Annotated in this window: 17 protein-coding genes; 8 read left to right on the top strand and 9 right to left on the bottom strand. The window is 74.6% G+C overall.

The window, feature by feature from the left end; all coding sequences use genetic code 11:
- Nucleotides 1-138 precede the first annotated feature (138 nt).
- From pknB to RM844_RS01450, 3 genes are all read left to right on the top strand, one after another.
- Nucleotides 139-2,076, top strand: a complete 1,938-nt coding sequence (gene pknB, locus RM844_RS01460; protein WP_311663715.1) for a Stk1 family PASTA domain-containing Ser/Thr kinase — start codon at nucleotides 139-141, stop codon at nucleotides 2,074-2,076.
- Nucleotides 2,077-2,364: 288 nt separating this feature from the next.
- Entirely contained in the window at nucleotides 2,365-3,261 is an 897-nt protein-coding gene (locus RM844_RS01455; RefSeq protein ID WP_311663713.1) for a transglycosylase SLT domain-containing protein, read from the top strand.
- Nucleotides 3,262-3,316: 55 nt separating this feature from the next.
- Complete coding sequence (locus RM844_RS01450; RefSeq protein ID WP_311663711.1) at nucleotides 3,317-4,231, top strand: deoxyribonuclease IV; 915 nt, start codon at nucleotides 3,317-3,319, stop codon at nucleotides 4,229-4,231.
- A 112-nt stretch (nucleotides 4,232-4,343) separates the two neighbouring features.
- On the opposite strand, the gene RM844_RS01445 is transcribed toward RM844_RS01450, so the two are convergent.
- Nucleotides 4,344-4,970 (bottom strand): sulfite oxidase-like oxidoreductase, encoded by a 627-nt coding sequence (locus RM844_RS01445; RefSeq protein ID WP_311663709.1) that lies wholly within the window; start codon nucleotides 4,968-4,970, stop codon nucleotides 4,344-4,346.
- 224 nt (nucleotides 4,971-5,194) lie between these two features.
- On the opposite strand from RM844_RS01445, the gene bfr reads away from it, so the two are divergent.
- Complete coding sequence (gene bfr, locus RM844_RS01440) at nucleotides 5,195-5,716, top strand: bacterioferritin (protein ID WP_311663707.1); 522 nt, start codon at nucleotides 5,195-5,197, stop codon at nucleotides 5,714-5,716.
- Nucleotides 5,717-5,749: 33 nt separating this feature from the next.
- Here bfr and RM844_RS01435 read toward each other — a convergent pair whose 3' ends face one another.
- Nucleotides 5,750-6,088 (bottom strand): (2Fe-2S)-binding protein, encoded by a 339-nt coding sequence (locus RM844_RS01435; RefSeq protein ID WP_311663705.1) that lies wholly within the window; start codon nucleotides 6,086-6,088, stop codon nucleotides 5,750-5,752.
- A 156-nt stretch (nucleotides 6,089-6,244) separates the two neighbouring features.
- Nucleotides 6,245-7,591, bottom strand: coding sequence for a class II 3-deoxy-7-phosphoheptulonate synthase (locus RM844_RS01430; RefSeq protein ID WP_311663703.1), 1,347 nt, complete (start codon nucleotides 7,589-7,591; stop codon nucleotides 6,245-6,247).
- Nucleotides 7,592-7,917: 326 nt separating this feature from the next.
- Here RM844_RS01430 and RM844_RS01425 point away from each other — a divergent pair, with 326 nt between their 5' ends.
- Entirely contained in the window at nucleotides 7,918-9,870 is a 1,953-nt protein-coding gene (locus RM844_RS01425; RefSeq protein WP_311663701.1) for an anthranilate synthase family protein, read from the top strand.
- A 41-nt stretch (nucleotides 9,871-9,911) separates the two neighbouring features.
- On the opposite strand, the gene RM844_RS01420 is transcribed toward RM844_RS01425, so the two are convergent.
- On the bottom strand, nucleotides 9,912-10,607 hold the full coding sequence (locus RM844_RS01420) for a lysophospholipid acyltransferase family protein (protein ID WP_311663699.1): 696 nt from the start codon (nucleotides 10,605-10,607) through the stop codon (nucleotides 9,912-9,914).
- A 152-nt stretch (nucleotides 10,608-10,759) separates the two neighbouring features.
- Between RM844_RS01420 and RM844_RS01415 the strand changes: the two genes are divergently transcribed.
- From RM844_RS01415 to RM844_RS33465, 3 genes are read left to right on the top strand one after another with little or no spacing between them, the layout of a single operon-like run.
- A complete protein-coding gene (locus tag RM844_RS01415) occupies nucleotides 10,760-11,539 on the top strand; it encodes an alpha/beta hydrolase (RefSeq protein ID WP_311663697.1) in 780 nt (259 codons plus the stop codon).
- On the top strand, nucleotides 11,526-12,020 hold the full coding sequence (locus RM844_RS01410) for a hypothetical protein (RefSeq protein ID WP_311663695.1): 495 nt from the start codon (nucleotides 11,526-11,528) through the stop codon (nucleotides 12,018-12,020). The genes RM844_RS01415 and RM844_RS01410 overlap by 14 nt, the downstream gene beginning before the upstream one ends.
- Nucleotides 11,906-12,340 (top strand): pentapeptide repeat-containing protein, encoded by a 435-nt coding sequence (locus tag RM844_RS33465; protein ID WP_394814387.1) that lies wholly within the window; start codon nucleotides 11,906-11,908, stop codon nucleotides 12,338-12,340. The genes RM844_RS01410 and RM844_RS33465 overlap by 115 nt, the downstream gene beginning before the upstream one ends.
- Here the strand turns inward: RM844_RS33465 and RM844_RS01405 are convergent.
- From RM844_RS01405 to RM844_RS01385, 5 genes are all read right to left on the bottom strand, one after another.
- Nucleotides 12,330-13,022 carry an endonuclease/exonuclease/phosphatase family protein gene (locus RM844_RS01405; protein WP_311663691.1) on the bottom strand — a complete coding sequence of 231 codons (693 nt, stop codon included), beginning with the start codon at nucleotides 13,020-13,022 and terminating at the stop codon, nucleotides 12,330-12,332. The genes RM844_RS33465 and RM844_RS01405 overlap by 11 nt on opposite strands.
- A gap of 18 nt (nucleotides 13,023-13,040) precedes the next feature.
- A complete protein-coding gene (locus tag RM844_RS01400; protein ID WP_311663685.1) occupies nucleotides 13,041-13,982 on the bottom strand; it encodes an ROK family glucokinase in 942 nt (313 codons plus the stop codon).
- Nucleotides 13,983-14,059: 77 nt separating this feature from the next.
- Nucleotides 14,060-14,623, bottom strand: a complete 564-nt coding sequence (locus RM844_RS01395) for a DUF5304 family protein (protein ID WP_311663683.1) — start codon at nucleotides 14,621-14,623, stop codon at nucleotides 14,060-14,062.
- Between the two features lie 112 nt (nucleotides 14,624-14,735).
- On the bottom strand, nucleotides 14,736-15,962 hold the full coding sequence (locus RM844_RS01390) for an ArsA family ATPase (RefSeq protein ID WP_311663681.1): 1,227 nt from the start codon (nucleotides 15,960-15,962) through the stop codon (nucleotides 14,736-14,738).
- Nucleotides 15,959-16,420 carry an SRPBCC family protein gene (locus tag RM844_RS01385; RefSeq protein ID WP_311663679.1) on the bottom strand — a complete coding sequence of 154 codons (462 nt, stop codon included), beginning with the start codon at nucleotides 16,418-16,420 and terminating at the stop codon, nucleotides 15,959-15,961. The genes RM844_RS01390 and RM844_RS01385 overlap by 4 nt, the downstream gene beginning before the upstream one ends.
- Nucleotides 16,421-16,646 lie beyond the last annotated feature (226 nt).

Here is a 16,646-nt window from a genome sequence, read left to right as displayed (position 1 = left end):
CCGTCCCGTCCTGTTCCCGTTGCCAGGCACCGGTTCGCGCTCGATTCGCTGCCGATTCCGTCACTGTTCCGCTGCGGTCCGGCGGTGAGGGGGCCGCGGGCGTGGTGGTGCCGCCCGACCACCGTAAAATCGGGCGCTGTGGACACCACCCTGCACGACCCGCTGATCGGACGCGTGCTCGACGGCCGGTACCGGGTCGTCGAGCGGATCGCCGTGGGTGGCATGGCCACCGTCTACCGGGCCGTGGACACCCGGCTGGACCGGGTGTTGGCGCTGAAGGTCATGCATCCGTCGCTGGTCTCCGACGCGGAGTTCGTCGAGCGGTTCATCCGCGAGGCCAAGGCGGTGGCCCGGCTCGACCACCCGAACATCGTGGGAGTGCTGGACCAGGGCGCCGACGGCGCCTACGTCTACCTGGCGATGGAGTACGTGGCCGGCTGCACCCTGCGGGACGTGCTGCGGGAGCGGGGCGCGCTGACGGTGCGCGCGGTGCTCGACATCCTGGAGCCGGTGCTGGCCGGCCTCGGCGCCGCGCACCGGGCCGGGCTGGTGCACCGGGACGTCAAGCCGGAGAACGTGCTGATCGGCGAGGACGGCCGGGTCAAGGTCGCGGACTTCGGCCTGGTGCGCGGCGTCGAGACGCAGACCTCGGCGCACACCGAGTCACTGCTCGGCACGGTCTCCTACCTGGCCCCCGAGCAGATCGAGAGCGGCACGGTCGGCCCGCGCACCGACGTCTACGCCTGCGGGGTGCTGCTCTACGAGATGGTGACCGGGGGCAAGCCGCACACCGGGGACTCCCCGGCGCAGGTGCTCTTCGCCCACGTCAACCAGGACGTGCCGGCGCCGTCCGCGGTCGTGCCCGGGCTCGCGCCGGAGCTGGACGCGCTGGTCGCTGCGGCCACCGCGCGGGCGCCGGAGCGCCGGCTGGTCGACGCCTCGGCGATGCTGGCCCGGGCCCGCCAGGCGCGGGCCGCGTTGGGTGACGCCCAGTTGGACGCCCCGCCCCCGGTGGTGTCGCGGCCCGGCACGGCCGGCGTGGTCGGTTCGGAGGACGAGACCCGGCGGGTCGCCGGGCTGCCGGGCGTGGCGCGGCCGGAGCCGGCCGGGATGGACCACACGGCCAGGATCGAGGTGCCGGCGTTCGCGCCCGAGCCGCCGGACGGGCCGCCCGACGCGGCGCCGGCCGGCCGGCGCCGGCGGCTGTCCCGGCGTGGCCTGGTGTCGCTGGTGCTGGCCGGGGTGCTGTTGCTGTTCGGCGGGATCGGCGTCTGGTACATCAACTCCGGCCAGTTCCTGCGCACCCCGGGGGTCTACGACCTGCCGCGCGCGGAGGCCGAACAGGCGCTCCGGGACGCGGGGCTCGAGGTGCGGGTCGCCGAGGACTACTCGGAGAGCATCGAGCCGGACCACGTCATCTCCACCGACCCGGAGCGCGGGGAGCGGGTCCGGCGGAACACCACGGTGACGATGGTGGTCTCGCTCGGCCCGCGGGTCTCCGTGGTGCCGAACCTGCGGGGCGTCCCGCTGGCCGAGGCGCGGGAGCAGTTGGCCGAGGCCGGGCTGGTGGTCGGCGAGGAGCAGGAGCGGTTCTCCGGCGAGGTCCCGCGCGGTTCGGTGATCGAGAGCGATCCGGAGCCCGGCACGGAGCGCCGCCCGGACACCCCGGTGAACCTGGTGGTCTCCCGGGGCCAGGAGGTCGCGGTGCCCGACGTGGTGGGCGAGCCCGAGGGTTCGGCCATCCAGCGGCTGACCGAGGCCGGCTTCGACGTCGATGTGGCCGACGAGCGGGTGCACTCCGAGGAGGAGGCCGGCACCATCGCCGCGCAGTCGCCCCGGTCGGGCTCGCGCGCGGCGGAGGGCGACACGGTGGAGCTGACGGTCTCGCGGGGGCCGGAGATGATTCTGGTGCCGGACGTGCGTGGCATGGACGAGGACGAGGCCCGGGACGTGCTGGAGGGGTTGGGGTTCGAGGTGAACGTGAACCGGCTCTTCTTCACCGGCACGGTCTTCAACCAGTCCGTCCGGGACGACGAGGCGCCGCGCGGTTCGAGCATCACCATCTGGGTGCGCTGAACCGCCAATCGGCGGCGCGGTCGAGCAATTCACACACTCGGACGCTTTGCCCCCGTTAAGACTTCCCTCCTGTGACCCGCGTCACGGGAGCAAGGTCACATACGAAAGGGCTTAGTGCTCCCTTCGAGTTCTTCGCGCCTTCCCTAACGCGGCCAAACGGGTATTTCCGAGCGGCGCCACACTACGCCGTCTAGTACATAGGGTTATTGCATTTCGCTTTTTTGGGCTGTTAACAAGGGCCATCGCGTTTCCCCGCGCGAGCACCGCGAGAACCCGAGGACCCCTGAGATGCCCGCTCACCCCAGCCCCCGAGGCAACCTGACCCGGTGGCGACGCACCGCGACCGTCGCCCTCGCCACCACCGGCCTGGCGGCCGCCGCCCTGACCGTCGCCCCGGCCTCAGCCGACACCCCGCCCGAGACCGCCGGCGAGACCGCCTGGCAGGTCAAGGCCGCCGACGTGCCGGGCCAGGGCGGCCCGGCCGCCCACCCGACCCCGGGCACCGGCAGCCCCGGCGAACCGGCCGACACCGCCGCCGTGCTGGCCGAGGCCGCCGAACAACAGCGCGAGAACGCCCTGTTGGTCAACGACCACGCCACCCTGCAAGCCGAGATAGAGCGCCAGGCGGCGGAGAGCCGGGCGGCCGACCAGGCCGCGAGCCGCAGCGCGGAGCGGGCCGAACTGGCCGCCGCCGAGGCGGCCGAGGCGGAAGCCGAGGCCGAGGCCGCCGCCGAGGCGGAGGCGGCGGCACAGGCCGAGGCCGCCGCGGCGGACGCCAAGCCGGCCGCCGCCCCCGCGGCCGAGCCGGCGCCCGAGCCGGAACCGGAGCCGGCTCCCGCCGCCGAACCGGCCGCGCCCGTCTACCCGGACAACCTGGACGGTTGGATTCGGGAGGCGCTGGACATCATGGCCCAGCACGGAATTCCCGGCACCTACGACGGACTGCACCGGAACATCATCCGGGAGTCCAGCGGCGACCCCAACGCGATCAATCTCTGGGACATCAACGCGATCAACGGAACCCCGTCGATCGGGCTGCTCCAGGTGATTCAGCCCACCTTTGACGCCTATCACGTTCCTGGCACCCCGTACGACCTTTACGACCCGGTGGCGAACATCGTTGCCGCCGCCAACTACGCCTGGGACAGGTACGGTTCGATCGACAACGTGAACGGCCCGTACTAACCGGACCGCCGGGGCCGGCGGCAGGACGTTCCCGCGCGGCTGGCAGGCTGGAGCCGTGCCACCGCAGTCCCCGCGACCGACGTCGCCGCCGCCCGTTCCCCCGCCGCGCAACCCGATCGGCGGTCATGTCCCCGTCGCCGGGGGCCTGGCCGCCGTCGGCGTGCGCTACGCCCGCACGATCGGCGCCGAGGCGCTCCAGGTCTTCGTCGCCAACCCCCGCGGGTGGGCCACCCCGCCGGGCAGTCCGGCGCAGGACGCGGCCTTCCGCGCCGCCTGCGCGACCGAGGCACTGCCCGCCTACGTGCACGCGCCCTACCTGATCAACCTGGGCTCGCACAGCACGGAGACCGCCGAACGCTCGGTGGTCTCGCTGCGCCACTCGCTGCACCGGGCCCGGGCCATCGGCGCGCTGGGCGTCGTGGTGCACACGGGTTCGGCGACCGGCTCCCGCCCGCGCCAGGTGGCGCTCGACCAGGCGGGCCGGCTGCTGCGCCCGTTGCTCGCGGAGCTGGACGCACTGGCCGAGGACGGCTCGGCGGTGCCCCGGCTGCTGCTGGAGCCGACGGCCGGTCAGGGCTTCTCGCTCTGCTCGCGGGTCGCCGACCTCGGCCCCTACCTGGCCGCCGTCGACCACCACCCGCGGGTCGGCGTGTGCCTGGACACCTGCCATGTCTTCGCCGCGGGCCACGACCTGTCCGTCCCGGGCGGCGCCACCGCCCTGCTGGACGAGCTGACCCGGGTCGCCGGCCCCGGCCGGCTGGGGTTGGTGCACGCCAACGACTCGAAGGCGGGCGTCGGCAGCCGACTGGACCGGCACCAGAACGTGGGGGCCGGGGCGATCGGCGAGGCGGCCTTCGCCGAGCTGCTGCGGCACCCGGCCACCGCCGGGGTGCCGCTGGTCATCGAGACCCCGGGCGGCACCGAGGGACACGCCGGTGACATCGCCCGGCTGAAGGCGCTCCGCTGCTGAGTCCGAGGGCGCTGAGCCCGCAGGCGCAGAGGCCGAAAGCTCTCAGCCCGAAAGCGCTAGTCCGAAGCCGGCCGAGCCCGGGGATGGCCGAGCCCGGGGCCGGCTGGGCCGGTCAGGGCTCGGGGCCGTCCTCCGGGGACTCCTGGTACGAGTAGCGCTGCTCCCGCCAGGGGTCGCCCAGGTTGTGGTACCCGCGCTCCTCCCAGAAGCCGCGCCGGTCGGCCGTCATGTACTCCACGCCGCGCACCCACTTGGGGCCTTTCCACGCGTAGAGTCCGGGCACCACCAGGCGCAGCGGGAAGCCGTGCTCGGCGGTGAGCAGCTCGCCGTCCCGGTGGGTGGCGAAGAGGGTGGTCTCGGCGGCGAAGTCCGCCAGCCTGAGGTTGGCGCTGTAGCCGTACTCGGCCCAGACCATCACGTGGGTGGTCCCGGCCGCCGGCGGCGCCAACTCCAGCACCGTGCGCGCCGGCACCCCGCCCCACTCGACGTCCAGCATGCTGAACTTGGTGACGCAGTGCAGGTCCGCGACGAGCGTGCGGTACGGCAGCGCTGAGAACTCCTCGTGCGTCCAGCAGTGCTTGTCGCCGTCGGCGGTGGCGCCGAAGACCCGGAACTCCCAGCGCTCGGCGCGGAATCGGGGCACCGGGCCGTAGTGCGTCACCGGCCAGCCACGTTGCCGACGCTGGCCAGGCGGCAACCGGTCGTCGAGATGCTCACGACCCTGCTCCGGCTGACCCATGGGTCCATGGTGACAGACCGGCGCGGCCGTCTCGCACCGCCACCCCCGGGATGCCAATCGGGGCAATTCGGTAAGCCTTCGCTTACTGGACGAACTGCCGCGCCAGTGCCACGATGCGCGGACGGCACATCCGGTCCGACCGAGGTCGTACCACCGCGATCGCGCTACCCACCCGCGTCTCCACACCGCGAGCGCGGAAACCCCAGGAAGGAGAATCCCCCGCCATGCAGGGTGATCCCCAGGTCATCGAGCTGCTGAACGAACAGCTCACCGCCGAACTCACCGCGATCAACCAGTACTTCCTGCACGCGAAGATGCAGGAGAACTTCGGCTGGACCAAGCTGGCCGCGTACACCAGGTCCGAGTCCTTCGACGAGATGCGGCACGCCGAGGTGCTCACCGACCGCATCCTCTTCCTGGACGGCCTACCCAACTACCAGCGGCTGTTCCACGTGCGGGTGGGGCAGACGGTGACCGAGATGTTCCAGGCCGACCGGCAGATCGAGGTGGAGGCGATCGACCGGCTGCGCCGCGGCGTGGAGGTCATGCGCGAGAAGGGCGACATCACCTCGGCCAAGATCTTCGAGGCGATCCTCCGGGACGAGGAGCACCACATCGACTACCTGGACACCCAGCTGGAGCTGATCGAGAAGCTCGGCGAGCCGCTCTACATCGCGCAGCAGATCGAGCAGCCCAAGGACGCCGGCCCGACCTGGGGTGAGAACGGCGACAGCCACGCGGGCTGACCGGCGCGCCCGCCCGCGTGGGGCGCCTCCGGCTCAGACCGTCGCCGGCGCGGCGAACGGCCGCCGGGCCGCGACCGGCCGCTTCCCCAACGAGACGGCCGGGGTGACGGCCGGCGCGGCGGGGGCGGGCACCGCCGGCACGGCGGGAACGGCTGGCGCGACGGGCACCGCCGCCGGCGTGGCCGCCTCGACGGCCGGCTCCTCCGGGCGCGGGCAGGCCCGGCCCAGCAGCCCCTGGATGCGCCGCACGCAGGAGCCGCAGTCGGTACCGGCGCGGCACTCGGCGGCCAACCGCCGGGGAGTGCAGGCGCCGGCCGCGGCATGGCTGCGCACCTGCTCCTCGGTGACGCCGAAGCACGAGCAGACGTACACGCGTTACTCCCTGGAGGGGGGCGGCCCGCGGGGCGCCCAGACCGTCGGATACTGAGGTTAACCTAACCTTACTATCCGGGCTCCGGGCACGGAAAGCGCCCCGGGATGTGGTCACGGCCACGTCCCGGGGCGCGTGGCGGCACGCCACCCCCGGTGTCAGGAGCGGTACATCTCGGCGACCAGGAAGGCCAGGTCGAGCGACTGGCTGCGGTTCAGCCTCGGGTCGCAGGCGGTCTCGTACCGCTGGTGCAGGTCGTCGACGAAGATCTCGTCCCCGCCGCCCACGCACTCGGTCACGTCGTCGCCGGTCAGCTCGACGTGGATGCCGCCCGGGTGGGTGCCGAGGCCCTTGTGCACCTCGAAGAAGCCCTTGACCTCGTCCAGCACGTCGTCGAAGCGGCGCGTCTTGTGCCCGGAGGCGGCCTCGAAGGTGTTGCCGTGCATCGGGTCGCACACCCAGGCCACCCGGGCGCCGGAGGCGGTGACCTTCTCCACCAGGGTGGGCAGCCGGTCACGGATCTTGTCGGCCCCCATCCGGGTGATGAAGGTCAGCCGGCCGGGCCGTCGGTCCGGGTCCAGCCGGTCGATCAGCGCGAGCGCGTCCTCGGGCGTGGTGGTCGGGCCGAGCTTGACGCCGATCGGGTTCTCCACCCGGGAGGCGAACTCGATGTGCGCGCCGTCCAGCTGCCGGGTGCGCTCACCGATCCACACCATGTGCCCCGAGACGTCGTAGAGCTTGCCGCTGCGCGAGTCCGTCCTGGTCAGGGCGGACTCGTAGGCCAGCAGCAGCGCCTCGTGCGAGGCGTAGAACTCCACCGACTGGAACTCGGCCGGGTCGGCCCGGCAGGCCTTCATGAAGTTCAGCGCGTTGTCGATCTCCCTGGCCAGGGCCTCGTAGCGCTGGCCGGCCGCGGAGTTGCGCACGAAGTCCTGGTTCCACGAGTGGACCTGGTGCAGGTCGGCGTAGCCGCCGGTGGCGAAGCCGCGGACCAGGTTCAGCGTGGCGGCCGAGCGGTGGTACATGCGCAGCAGCCGCTCCGGGTCCGGGACCCGGGCCTCCTCGGTGAACTCCGGGCCGTTGACCGAGTCGCCCCGGTAGCTGGGCAGGGTGACGCCGTCCCGCGTCTCCGTCGGCTTGGAGCGGGGCTTGGAGTACTGGCCGGCGATCCGGCCGACCTTGACGACCGGGACCGCCGCGGCGTAGGTGAGCACCGCGCTCATCTGGAGCAGCGTCTTCAGCTTCGCCCGGATCTGGTCGGCGCCGACCTGGTCGAACGCCTCCGCGCAGTCCCCGCCCTGGAGCAGGAAGGCGCGGCCGTCGGCGACCTCAGCTATCCGGTCCGTGAGCTGGTCGCACTCGCCGGCGAAGACCAGCGGCGGATAGCTCGCCAACTCCTCCGTCACAGCACGCAGCGCGGCCGGGTCCGGATACTCCGGCTGCTGCGCTGCGGGCAGGTCTCGCCAGGTGTCGATGGAGATGCTGCTGTCAGCGTTCGCGGTCACGCCTCCCAGATTACGTGGTGTGGACGGCTCGGCTCGCCCCCCTTCTCGGCTGGTGAGACGGGACCGGTGGGGCGCGCGGGGACTGGCGCGCGCCGGCCCGGGTGCCCTAGAGTGCCGGCGTGAACGCGCAGCGACAGCTCAGCTCCTGGTGGTGGACCGCTCCCGAGGCGGCCCACTGACCGCGCGTTCCCCACAACGACGCGAAGGCCGCCCTCCGGGGCGGCCTTCGGTGTTTCCGCGGTCCTCGCGGCGCCGGCCCCCCGGGAGGCGGACCGGCGTCCCCCGCCGACCGGGTCCCCCGGGACCCGTCCAGGAAAGAGGCCACCGTGACCAGCACCACCCCTCCCGCGTCCGGCGCCGCCGAACCGCTGGCCGGCCTGCTCGACGACGACCGGCCGTTCGCGCTGCTGCGGCGGCGTACCCCGGGCCACCGCCCCGACGTGGTCGAGGTGCTCACCGGCCCGGTGATCACCGTGGACCGGATCGCCGACATCCCGCTCCCGGAGCGGGCCGGCGGGCCGCCGGCGCTGGCCCTGGTCCCGTTCCGCCAGCTCACCGAGCGCGGCTTCGAGGTGACCGACGACGGGACCCCGCTCACCGTGCTGCTCGGCGAGCGGCTGACCGAGCTGCCGCTGGAGCGGGCGCTCGCGGCGCTGCCCGACCACCGGGTCGAGGTGCGGGACGGCGCCTTCGACATCGACGACGAACGGTACGCGCGGATCGTTCAGACCGTGCTGGACACGGAGATCGGCGCTGGGCAGGGCGCGAACTTCGTGATCAGGCGCACCTTCACCGGGGTGATCGACGGCTTCTCCCGGCGGGACGCGCTGGCCCTGTTCGGCCGGCTGCTGCGCACCGAGCGCGGCGCCTACTGGACCTTCGTGGTGCACACCGGTGACCGGGTGCTGCTGGGTGCCAGCCCCGAGGTGCACGTCCGCTCGGCCGGCGACACGGTGGTGATGAACCCGATCAGCGGCACCTACCGCTATCCCGCCGAAGGCCCCTCCCTGGAAGGGCTGTTGGCGTTCCTCGACGACCCCAAGGAGATCGAGGAGCTGTCCATGGTGGTGGACGAGGAGCTGAAGATGATGTGCGCGGTGGGCGACCAGGGGGGCGTGGTGGTCGGGCCCCGGCTGCGGGAGATGGCTCATCTGGCGCACACCGAGTACGAGTTGCGCGGGCGCAGCAGCTGGGACGTGCGGGCGGTGCTGCGGGAGACGATGTTCGCGGCCACCGTCACCGGCAGCCCGGTGGAGAACGCCTGCCGGGTGATCGCCCGGCACGAGCCCGGGGGACGCGGCTACTACGCGGGCGCGCTGGCGCTGCTGGGACGAGACGCCGGGGGCGCGCAGACGCTGGACTCGCCGATCCTGATCCGCACCGCCGACGTGCGGGCCGCCGACGGGCTGCTGCGGGTGCCGGTGGGCGCGACCCTGGTGCGGGGCTCGGTGCCGGCGAACGAGGTCGCGGAGACGCACGCCAAGGCGGCCGGCGTGCTGACCGCGCTGGGCGTGCGCCCCGAGGCGGCCGAGCCGGCGCCCGGCCCGGCCGAGCGCCCCCGGCTGGCGGAGCACCCCGCGGTGCTGGCCGCGCTGGCGGCCCGCCGCCAGCACCTCTCGCCGTTCTGGCTGCGGCTGCGCGACGCGGGCCCGGACGGCGGCGCCGACCTGGGCGAACCGGCCGCCGGCCGCCGGGTGTTGGTGCTGGACGCGGAGGACACCTTCACCTCGATGCTGGCCCACCTGCTGCGGGTGGTCGGCGCCGAGGTCGAGGTGGTGCGCTGGAACGCGCCGGGGGTCGGGGAGCGCGCGCTGGCGCACCGGGGCCCGGTGGTGCTCGGCCCGGGGCCCGGCGACCCCAACGACCGGCGGGACCCGAGGATGCGGCGCCTGCGCCCGCTGGCCGCCGAGCTGCTGGCCGGGCACCGGCACGGGCTGGTCGGGGTCTGCCTGGGCCACGAGCTGCTCGCCGCCGAGCTGGGGCTGCCGGTGGTCCGCAAGCGGCGGCCCCACCAGGGCGCCCAGGAGCGGATCGACCTCTTCGGCACCGAGCGGGTGGTCGGTTTCTACAACTCGTACACCGCGCGCTGCACCGAAGCGGCGGCCGAGGCGCTGGCCGCCCGCGGGGTGCGGGTCAGCCGGGACGCGGCGGACGAGGTGCACGCGCTGCGCGGGCCGGGGTTCTTCGGCGTGCAGTTCCACCCGGAGTCGGTGCTGACCCTGGCCGGGCCGGCGATCGTGGCCGAGCTGCTCAGCCCGGCCGGCGTCCCGGCCGGCTGACGGCGCCCCCGGGGCCGGGGCGTCCCCCGGCCCCGGGGGGTTCAGTCGTCCGCGTCGCCGCCCTTGGCGGCCTGCGCCAACTGCCGCTTGGCGACGGTGGCGTAGATGTCCACGTATTCCTGGCCGGAGAGCCGCATGATGGCGTACATCACCTCGTCGGTGAGCGACCGCAGGATGAACCGGTCGCCCTCCATGCCCTGGTAGCGGCTGAAGTCCAGCGGGGCGCCGATCCGGATGCCGGGCCGCATCACCTTGGGGACGATCTTCCCCGGCGGCTGGATCTTCTCCGTGTCGATCATGGCGACCGGCAGCACCGGCGCCCCGGTGGCCAGCGCCACCCGGGCCAGGCCGCCGGACTTGCCCCGGTAGAGCCGCCCGTCGGGCGAGCGGGTGCCCTCCGGATAGATCCCGAACAGCTCGCCGCGCTCCAGCACCGCGATGGCGCTGGCGATGGCGGCCTCGCCGGCGCCCCGGCCGCCGGACCTGTCCACCGGCAGCTGGCCCACGCCCTTGAAGAACGCCGCCGTCAACCGCCCCTTGACGCCGGGGGAGTTGAAGTACTCCGCCTTGGCGATGAAGGTCACTCTGCGGTCCAGCACGGCCGGCAGGAAGAAGGAGTCCGAGAACGAGAGGTGGTTGCTGGCCAGGATGGCGGGGCCGGTGGCCGGCACGTGCTCCTTGCCCTCCACCCAGGGACGGAACGTGGCCTTCAGCCCCGCCCCCACGGAAACCTTCATCGCTCCGTACAACAAGACGTACCTCCCGGTTCACCGATGCGGCGGACCCTACCGGGCTTTCGGGCGCATGGCGCGCTGTCGGCCCGCCCACGTAGGCTGGCACGCGCCGTCGCACCCGCGCGGGTACCCGCGAGCGGAGGGAGCCGTCGTCGATGCGCCTGCTACCCGGGGCCGAGCCGTTCTACCACCGGCCCGCCGGAGAGGCCCAGGTCGGGGTGTTGCTCTGTCATGGTTTCACCAGCACCCCGCAGTCGTTGCGGCCGTGGGCCGAGGCGTTGGCCGCCAGCGGCCACCACGTCTCGCTGCCGCTGCTGCCCGGACACGGCACCCGCTGGCAGGAACTGGCCGTCACCGGCTGGCGGGACTGGTACGCGGTCCTCCACCGGGAGCTGCTGCGGCTGACGGAGCGGTGCGCGCGGGTGGTGGTCTGCGGGCTGTCGATGGGCGGCTCGCTGGCGCTGCGGCTGGCGGCCAGGCAGCCGGCCTCGGTCAGCGCGCTGGCGCTGGTCAACCCGGCGCTCACCTTTCCCGCCGCCAAGGGGGTGGCGCTGCGCGCGCTGCGCCATGTGGTGCCCAGCGCGCCGGGGTTGATCGGCGACATCGCCAGCCCCGGGTCGCGCGAGGTGGGGTACGACCGGGTGCCGCTGCCGGCGGCGGACTCGCTCCGTGAGCTGTTCTCCCTGGTCCGCGCGGATCTTCCGCAGGTGACCCAGCCGCTGCTGCTGATGCGCAGCACGGTCGACCACGTCGTACCGCCCTCGGACTCGACGTTGCTGGCCACCTCGGTCTCCTCGGTCGAGGTGCGTGAGGTGCCGCTGACGGAGAGCTTCCACGTGGCCACCCTGGACCATGACGCGGGGCGTATCTTTCAGGAGACGGACGCCTTCATCACTCGCCTCGTGACAAGGAAGACAGCCCGTGACGGAACGTGACCAGGAGCGCGGCGACGGCCGCGACCCGATCGACGAGGAAGCCGCCTGGGCGGAGATCGTCGCCGGCTACGGCGAGGAGCCCGCCGACCCGCCGGGTGGTTGGCCGCGGGCGGCGGACGTGGAGCCGGTGGACCGGGTCGAGGCGACGGCCGAGGCGCTGCCGGCGGAGCGGTTGAACGACGAGCGGCCGAGCGACGAGGGGCCGCGGGACTGGGTCGCCGACGAGGAGGACGAGGGGCACTTCGAGCCGCCCGAGCCGCCGCCGCTGCCCGAGACCGACCTGTCCACGAAGGTGGCCTGGCTCGCGGTGCTGGGCGGCCCGCTGCTGCTGCTCGGCACGGTGCTGCTCCAGCTGGAGATGACCTGGTGGATCGTGACGCTGGGGGTGGGCGGCTTCCTCGGCGGCTTCGCCACCCTGGTCGGCCGGTTGCGGGACGGCGACGACGACTGGCAGGACCCGGGCAACGGCGCGGTGGTCTGACACCGCGCCGGCGGCGCGGGTTGCCGCGGCGCGAGGCTGGGCGGGGCCGGGCTGGGCTGGGCTGGGCTGGGCGTGAGCCTGCGGGCGGTGCGGGCGGGGTGTCTGGCCCGAGCGGGGCGCGGCTTCGGAGACTGAGCGGCGCAAGCCCGAGTGGGGCAAACCTGAACGAGGCGCGGCTGAGGGAGGCGCGGCTGAGCGGGGCGGGCCCGGGCGGGGTGTCTGGCCCGAGCGGGGCAGACCCGAGCGGGGCGCGACTGAGCAGCCTGACGAGGCGGGCTCGAACGGGGCACGCCCGAGCGGGGCCCGGCCTCAGAGACTGAGCGTGGCCAGCACCGGCAGGTGGTCGGAGGCGGCGGCGAGGTCGTCCGGGGCCGGCGCGGTGGGCACCCCGCAGGCGAGCGGCGTCACCCCCGGCCCGCACAGCACCGCGTCGATCCGGCGCCGGGGCGCCCCGGCCGGGAAGGTGAACTCCCCGCCGACCGGGGCCCGTTCACGGGCGTCCGGCAGCACGCCGGCCAGTCGGCGGAAGGTGGCGCCGGCGGGCGTCTCGTTGAGGTCCCCGGCCACCACGGTCGGGGCGTCGAACGCGGCCGCCCGGGCCAGCAGCCGCTCGCCCTGGTCGCGCCGCTCGGCCGCCAGCAGGCTCAGGTGACAGCTGACCACGGCCAGCCTGGCGTCCCGGCCGAAGCGCAGCACCGCACTGGCGAGCCCCCGCCGGTGCGCGCCCCTGACCAGGGGGAACGTCGTCTCCTCCGTGGACTCCACGGCGGCCCGCAGGCTGGACATGATCATGGTGCCGCAGGACGGGGCGCCGCCGGCGACCAGCACCAGGCCGCTCAGCCTGGCCAGTTCCCCGGCCTGCTTGCGCCAGCGGAAGAAGCGCGGCGCCTCCTGCACACAGACCACGTCCGGCGCGCAGGCCCGGATCACCCGGGCCAGCGCGCGCCGGTCGTCGCGCAGCGACCTGACGTTGTAGCTGAGCACCCGCACCCTGACCGACACGGCTGGCCCGGCCCCGGCTCAGCCCTGGCGGGCCAGGTCGGCGGCGCCGACCAGGCCGGCGCGACCGCCGAGCCGGGCGGCGAGCACCTGGGCGTGCGGCCGGTGCCGGCCGCCCACCAGCCAGCGGCGGAAGGACTTGCGGATCGGCTCCAGCACCAGGTCGCCCTCGTCGGAGACGCCGCCGCCGACGATGAAGGCGGAGGGGTCGAAGAGCGAGGCCAGGTCGGCCAGGCCGGCGCCGGCCCAGCGGGCCAGTTCGCGGAAGGAGTCGATGGCGACCGGGTCGCCCGCCCGGGCCGCGTCGCTGACGTGCCGGCCCTCGATGCCCTCGGGGGTGCCGTCGCCGAGGCCGAGCAGCAGCTCCGCGTTCTCCGGGGTGGCCAGCGCGCGCTGCCTGGCGTAGCGGACCAGCGCCCGGCCGGAGGCGTACTGCTCCCAGCAGCCCTGGCTGCCGCAGCCGCACAGCAGGCCGTCGGGGACCACCCGCAGGTGGCCGAACTCGCCGGCCACGCCGAACCGGCCGCGGTGCAGCCGGCCGCCGATGATGATCCCGCCGCCCAGGCCGGTACCGAGCGTGACACAGATCACGTCGTCGTGGCCGGCGCCGGCGCCGAACCGGTACTCGCCCCAGGCCGCGGCGTTGGCGTCGTTCTCCACCACCACGGAGAGGCCGACCCGCTGCTCGATCTTGTCCTTGAGGGTCTCCTGCCGCCAACGGATGTTGGGGGCGAAGAGCACCGTGGCCCGCTTGTCGTCCACGTACCCGGCGGCGCCGATGCCCACCGCGTCGGCCGAACTCCCTTCGCCCACGGCCTTGATGGCGTCGGCGATGGCGTCGATCACGCCCTCGGGGGTGGGCGGGGTCGGAACCTGAGAAGTGTCGAGGATCGTGCCGTCCTCGTCGACCACACCGGCCGCGATCTTCGTACCGCCGATGTCGACGCCGATCGTCAGTCCCATTTGTCCCTCAAGTGAATGTCAGTGAACCGGCCTCCGACCCACGTTACCGGAGGTGGGCGGGGTGCGGCTCGCCCATCTCAGTCGAGGTCGATCCGCTGACCACCGGCCGGACCCGCCGATTCTCCCGGCTCGTCGCGATTGCCCGGCTGGCCGTCGTCCGGCCCCTGCGCGGCGTCCGCCCGAGGGCCCTTCGCGGGCTCCGGCGCGGCCCGCCCCGGCCCCTCCCGGCCCGGCTCGGCGTCGGCCGGCCGGGCCCAGCGGCCCTCCTGCCCCAGCACCGCCGACCGGTAGGCCGCCAGCAACTCCTGCCCGGCGGAGGCGAGATGGCCGAACGCGTCGGCGTTCCGCTCGATCACCGGGTCGATGGCCGCCCTGGCCTGGTTGGCCAACGGCTTGGCCAGCATGCCCACCTGCGGCAGCCGCGAGCCCAACTCCCCCAGCCGGGAGGTCAGTTCGTCCGCGATCCGGCGCAACTCCTCGGCCGGGTCCGGGCGCGCGGACCCGTACCGGTCCTGCCGGCGGGCCTCCTCGGCGGCCAGGTCCTCCGCGCAGGCGGCGGCCCAGGGATCGGCCTCGGCTGCGGGCCCCGGCGCCGCCCGGTCGGCCGGCCGGTCAGCGGGGTGCTCGGCTGCGTCGCCCATCGCGACCTCCTGACGGTGCGCGCCCCGAACGGGCGCTGGGTGAGCGTCCCTTCGACGTTACCCGAAGGCCCCCGCCGGGGAACGGGCCGGAACGCGCCCCGCCGCCGGTGCCTCAGCCCGGCCGGCCGGGCGTCCCGCCCAGCCGCTCCGGCCACCGGTCCGGATCCGGCGCGAACCGCACCGCCAGCTCCCCGCCGGCGAACGCGGCGCCGGCCACCACACAGCGCCGCAGCGCCGACGGCAGCTCCAGCACCCGGCGGAACGGCCCCACCGTGACGACCAGTTCGTCGCCCCGGCGCACCAGGTCAAGGCCCGACTTGACGGCACCGGGCAGCGGCAGCCGCCAGACCAGCAGCCCGTCGTCCGCCAGCCGGTCCTCCAGCACCGGCACCGGCCGGGCCGGCGGCTCGTCGGCCAGCGGCGGCAGCAGCCGGGCCAGGGCGTCCGCGTCCGGCTCGGCGCCCAGGTGCGGCAGCCGCCGCGGCGGCTCAGGCCGTCCCAACGCCGCCGCGCTCTCCCCCAGCACCCGCTCCTGGGCCGCCGCCAGCCCGGCCAGCCAGGGATCGGCCGACCGCGGCGGCACCAGCCGGTTGGCCAACACGTCGGCCACGCCCACGCCGTGCAGCGCGAGCCCCGCGTGCGCGACCCGCAGCGCGGCCAGGGAGCGCCCGGTCGGCTCGAAGACCAGCCGCGCCGCGGTGCCGTCGGCCGCCAGCCGCCGCCGGCTCTCGGCCAGCGTGGCCCCCCAGCCCTCGGCCGCGGCCAGCAGCGTGTCCGCCGGCATCGGCACGCTGGCCAGCTGCGCCAGCAGCGGGCGCAGCGCCCGGGCCGCCCGGCGCTCCTGCGGCAGCAACCGCCGCAGGTAGCGCCCCAGTTGTTCGGGGAGCGCCAGCAGCCGCACGGCGTCCAGCGCCGGCGGCAGGTCGACCACCACCAGCGGCCAGCGGTCCGCCGCGTGCGCGGCGCGCAGCGCGGCCAGGGTGGCCAGCTGCTCGGCGCCCGGCAGCTCGGTCAGCTCGTCCTCGTCCAGGGTGGCCGCGCCGAGCGTGGCCAGCGCCGAACGGGCCTGCCGCTGGGCGGCCAGCACGGCGGCCCGGAACGCCGGGCCCGGGTCGATCCCGGACACCCACAGGCCGGGGGCCGCCTCGGTCGGGCCGCGGCCGGCCAGGCTGTCGGCCTGGCGGCCGAGCAGCGCCCCCAGCCGGTCGGCCGGCTCCCGGCTGAGCAGCAGCGTCAGCCGCCCGGCCCGCGCCGAGGCCAGGGCCGTCGCGGCGGCCACCGAGCTGACGCCGGCCCCGCCGGGGCCGGTGACCAGCAGGGTGCGCGGCGCGCCGGTCACCCCTGGGCTGGCTGGCCGGCGCCGCCCTCCACCCGGCTCTTCAGCCCGGCCAGGGCGCGGTCGATGATGACCTTCTCGGCCTTGCGCTTGATGCTGCCGAGCATCGGGATCTTCACGTCCACGGTCAACTGGTAGGTCACCTCGGTGCGTTCCCCGCCGGCCAGCGGCCGCAGCCGGTAGGAGCCGTCCAGCGACCGCAGCATCCGGGACCTCACCAGCGACCAGCTGACCTCGTTGGCGTCCGGCCACTGGTAGGCCAGGGTGTGCTCGTCCTTGATCGCGCCGGCGTCCAGCAGCAGCCGCACCTGCTCGACCCGCCCGCTGTCGTCCCTGGCCAGCACCTCGGCCTCCTTGACCTCCCCGGTCCACTCCGGGTAACGGTCGAAGTCCGTGATCACCGCCATGACCTCGGCCGGGGTGGCCTCGATGGTGATGCTCGACCTGGTGTGTTCGGCCATCGGTCTGGCTCCTCGCGCTTATCTCCCGGTGCCGTCCCGGGGAAGGCTACCGCGCCGGGAGGACCACCCAGGGACCGGTGGAGCGGCCGGCGGCGCGGCACCCCCCGGCCGCCCCCGGGTACCGGGGAGTACCCTGCGCCTTGGGGGACGGGGCGAACAGCCACATACGAGAACAACCACGGAACCGCTGGGGATAGCCGCACGGCGGACGTGCCGACGCGGGCCG

The sequence above is a fragment of the Streptomyces chisholmiae genome, from assembly GCF_031845445.1.
Classification (GTDB): domain Bacteria; phylum Actinomycetota; class Actinomycetes; order Streptomycetales; family Streptomycetaceae; genus Streptomyces; species Streptomyces chisholmiae.
This window is presented reverse-complemented; position numbering and strand designations above follow the sequence as displayed.

What these genes read in the sequence shown, in the direction of transcription:
- RM844_RS01455 (WP_311663713.1), top strand. Translation starts at nt 2,365, where the DNA reads ATGCCCGCTCACCCCAGCCCCCGAGGCAACCTGACCCGGTGGCGACGC.
- RM844_RS01445 (WP_311663709.1), bottom strand. Translation starts at nt 4,970, where the DNA reads ATGGGTCAGCCGGAGCAGGGTCGTGAGCATCTCGACGACCGGTTGCCG.
- bfr (WP_311663707.1), top strand. Translation starts at nt 5,195, where the DNA reads ATGCAGGGTGATCCCCAGGTCATCGAGCTGCTGAACGAACAGCTCACC.
- RM844_RS01420 (WP_311663699.1), bottom strand. Translation starts at nt 10,607, where the DNA reads ATGAAGGTTTCCGTGGGGGCGGGGCTGAAGGCCACGTTCCGTCCCTGG.
- RM844_RS01415 (WP_311663697.1), top strand. Translation starts at nt 10,760, where the DNA reads ATGCGCCTGCTACCCGGGGCCGAGCCGTTCTACCACCGGCCCGCCGGA.
- RM844_RS01400 (WP_311663685.1), bottom strand. Translation starts at nt 13,982, where the DNA reads ATGGGACTGACGATCGGCGTCGACATCGGCGGTACGAAGATCGCGGCC.
- RM844_RS01395 (WP_311663683.1), bottom strand. Translation starts at nt 14,623, where the DNA reads ATGGGCGACGCAGCCGAGCACCCCGCTGACCGGCCGGCCGACCGGGCG.
- RM844_RS01385 (WP_311663679.1), bottom strand. Translation starts at nt 16,420, where the DNA reads ATGGCCGAACACACCAGGTCGAGCATCACCATCGAGGCCACCCCGGCC.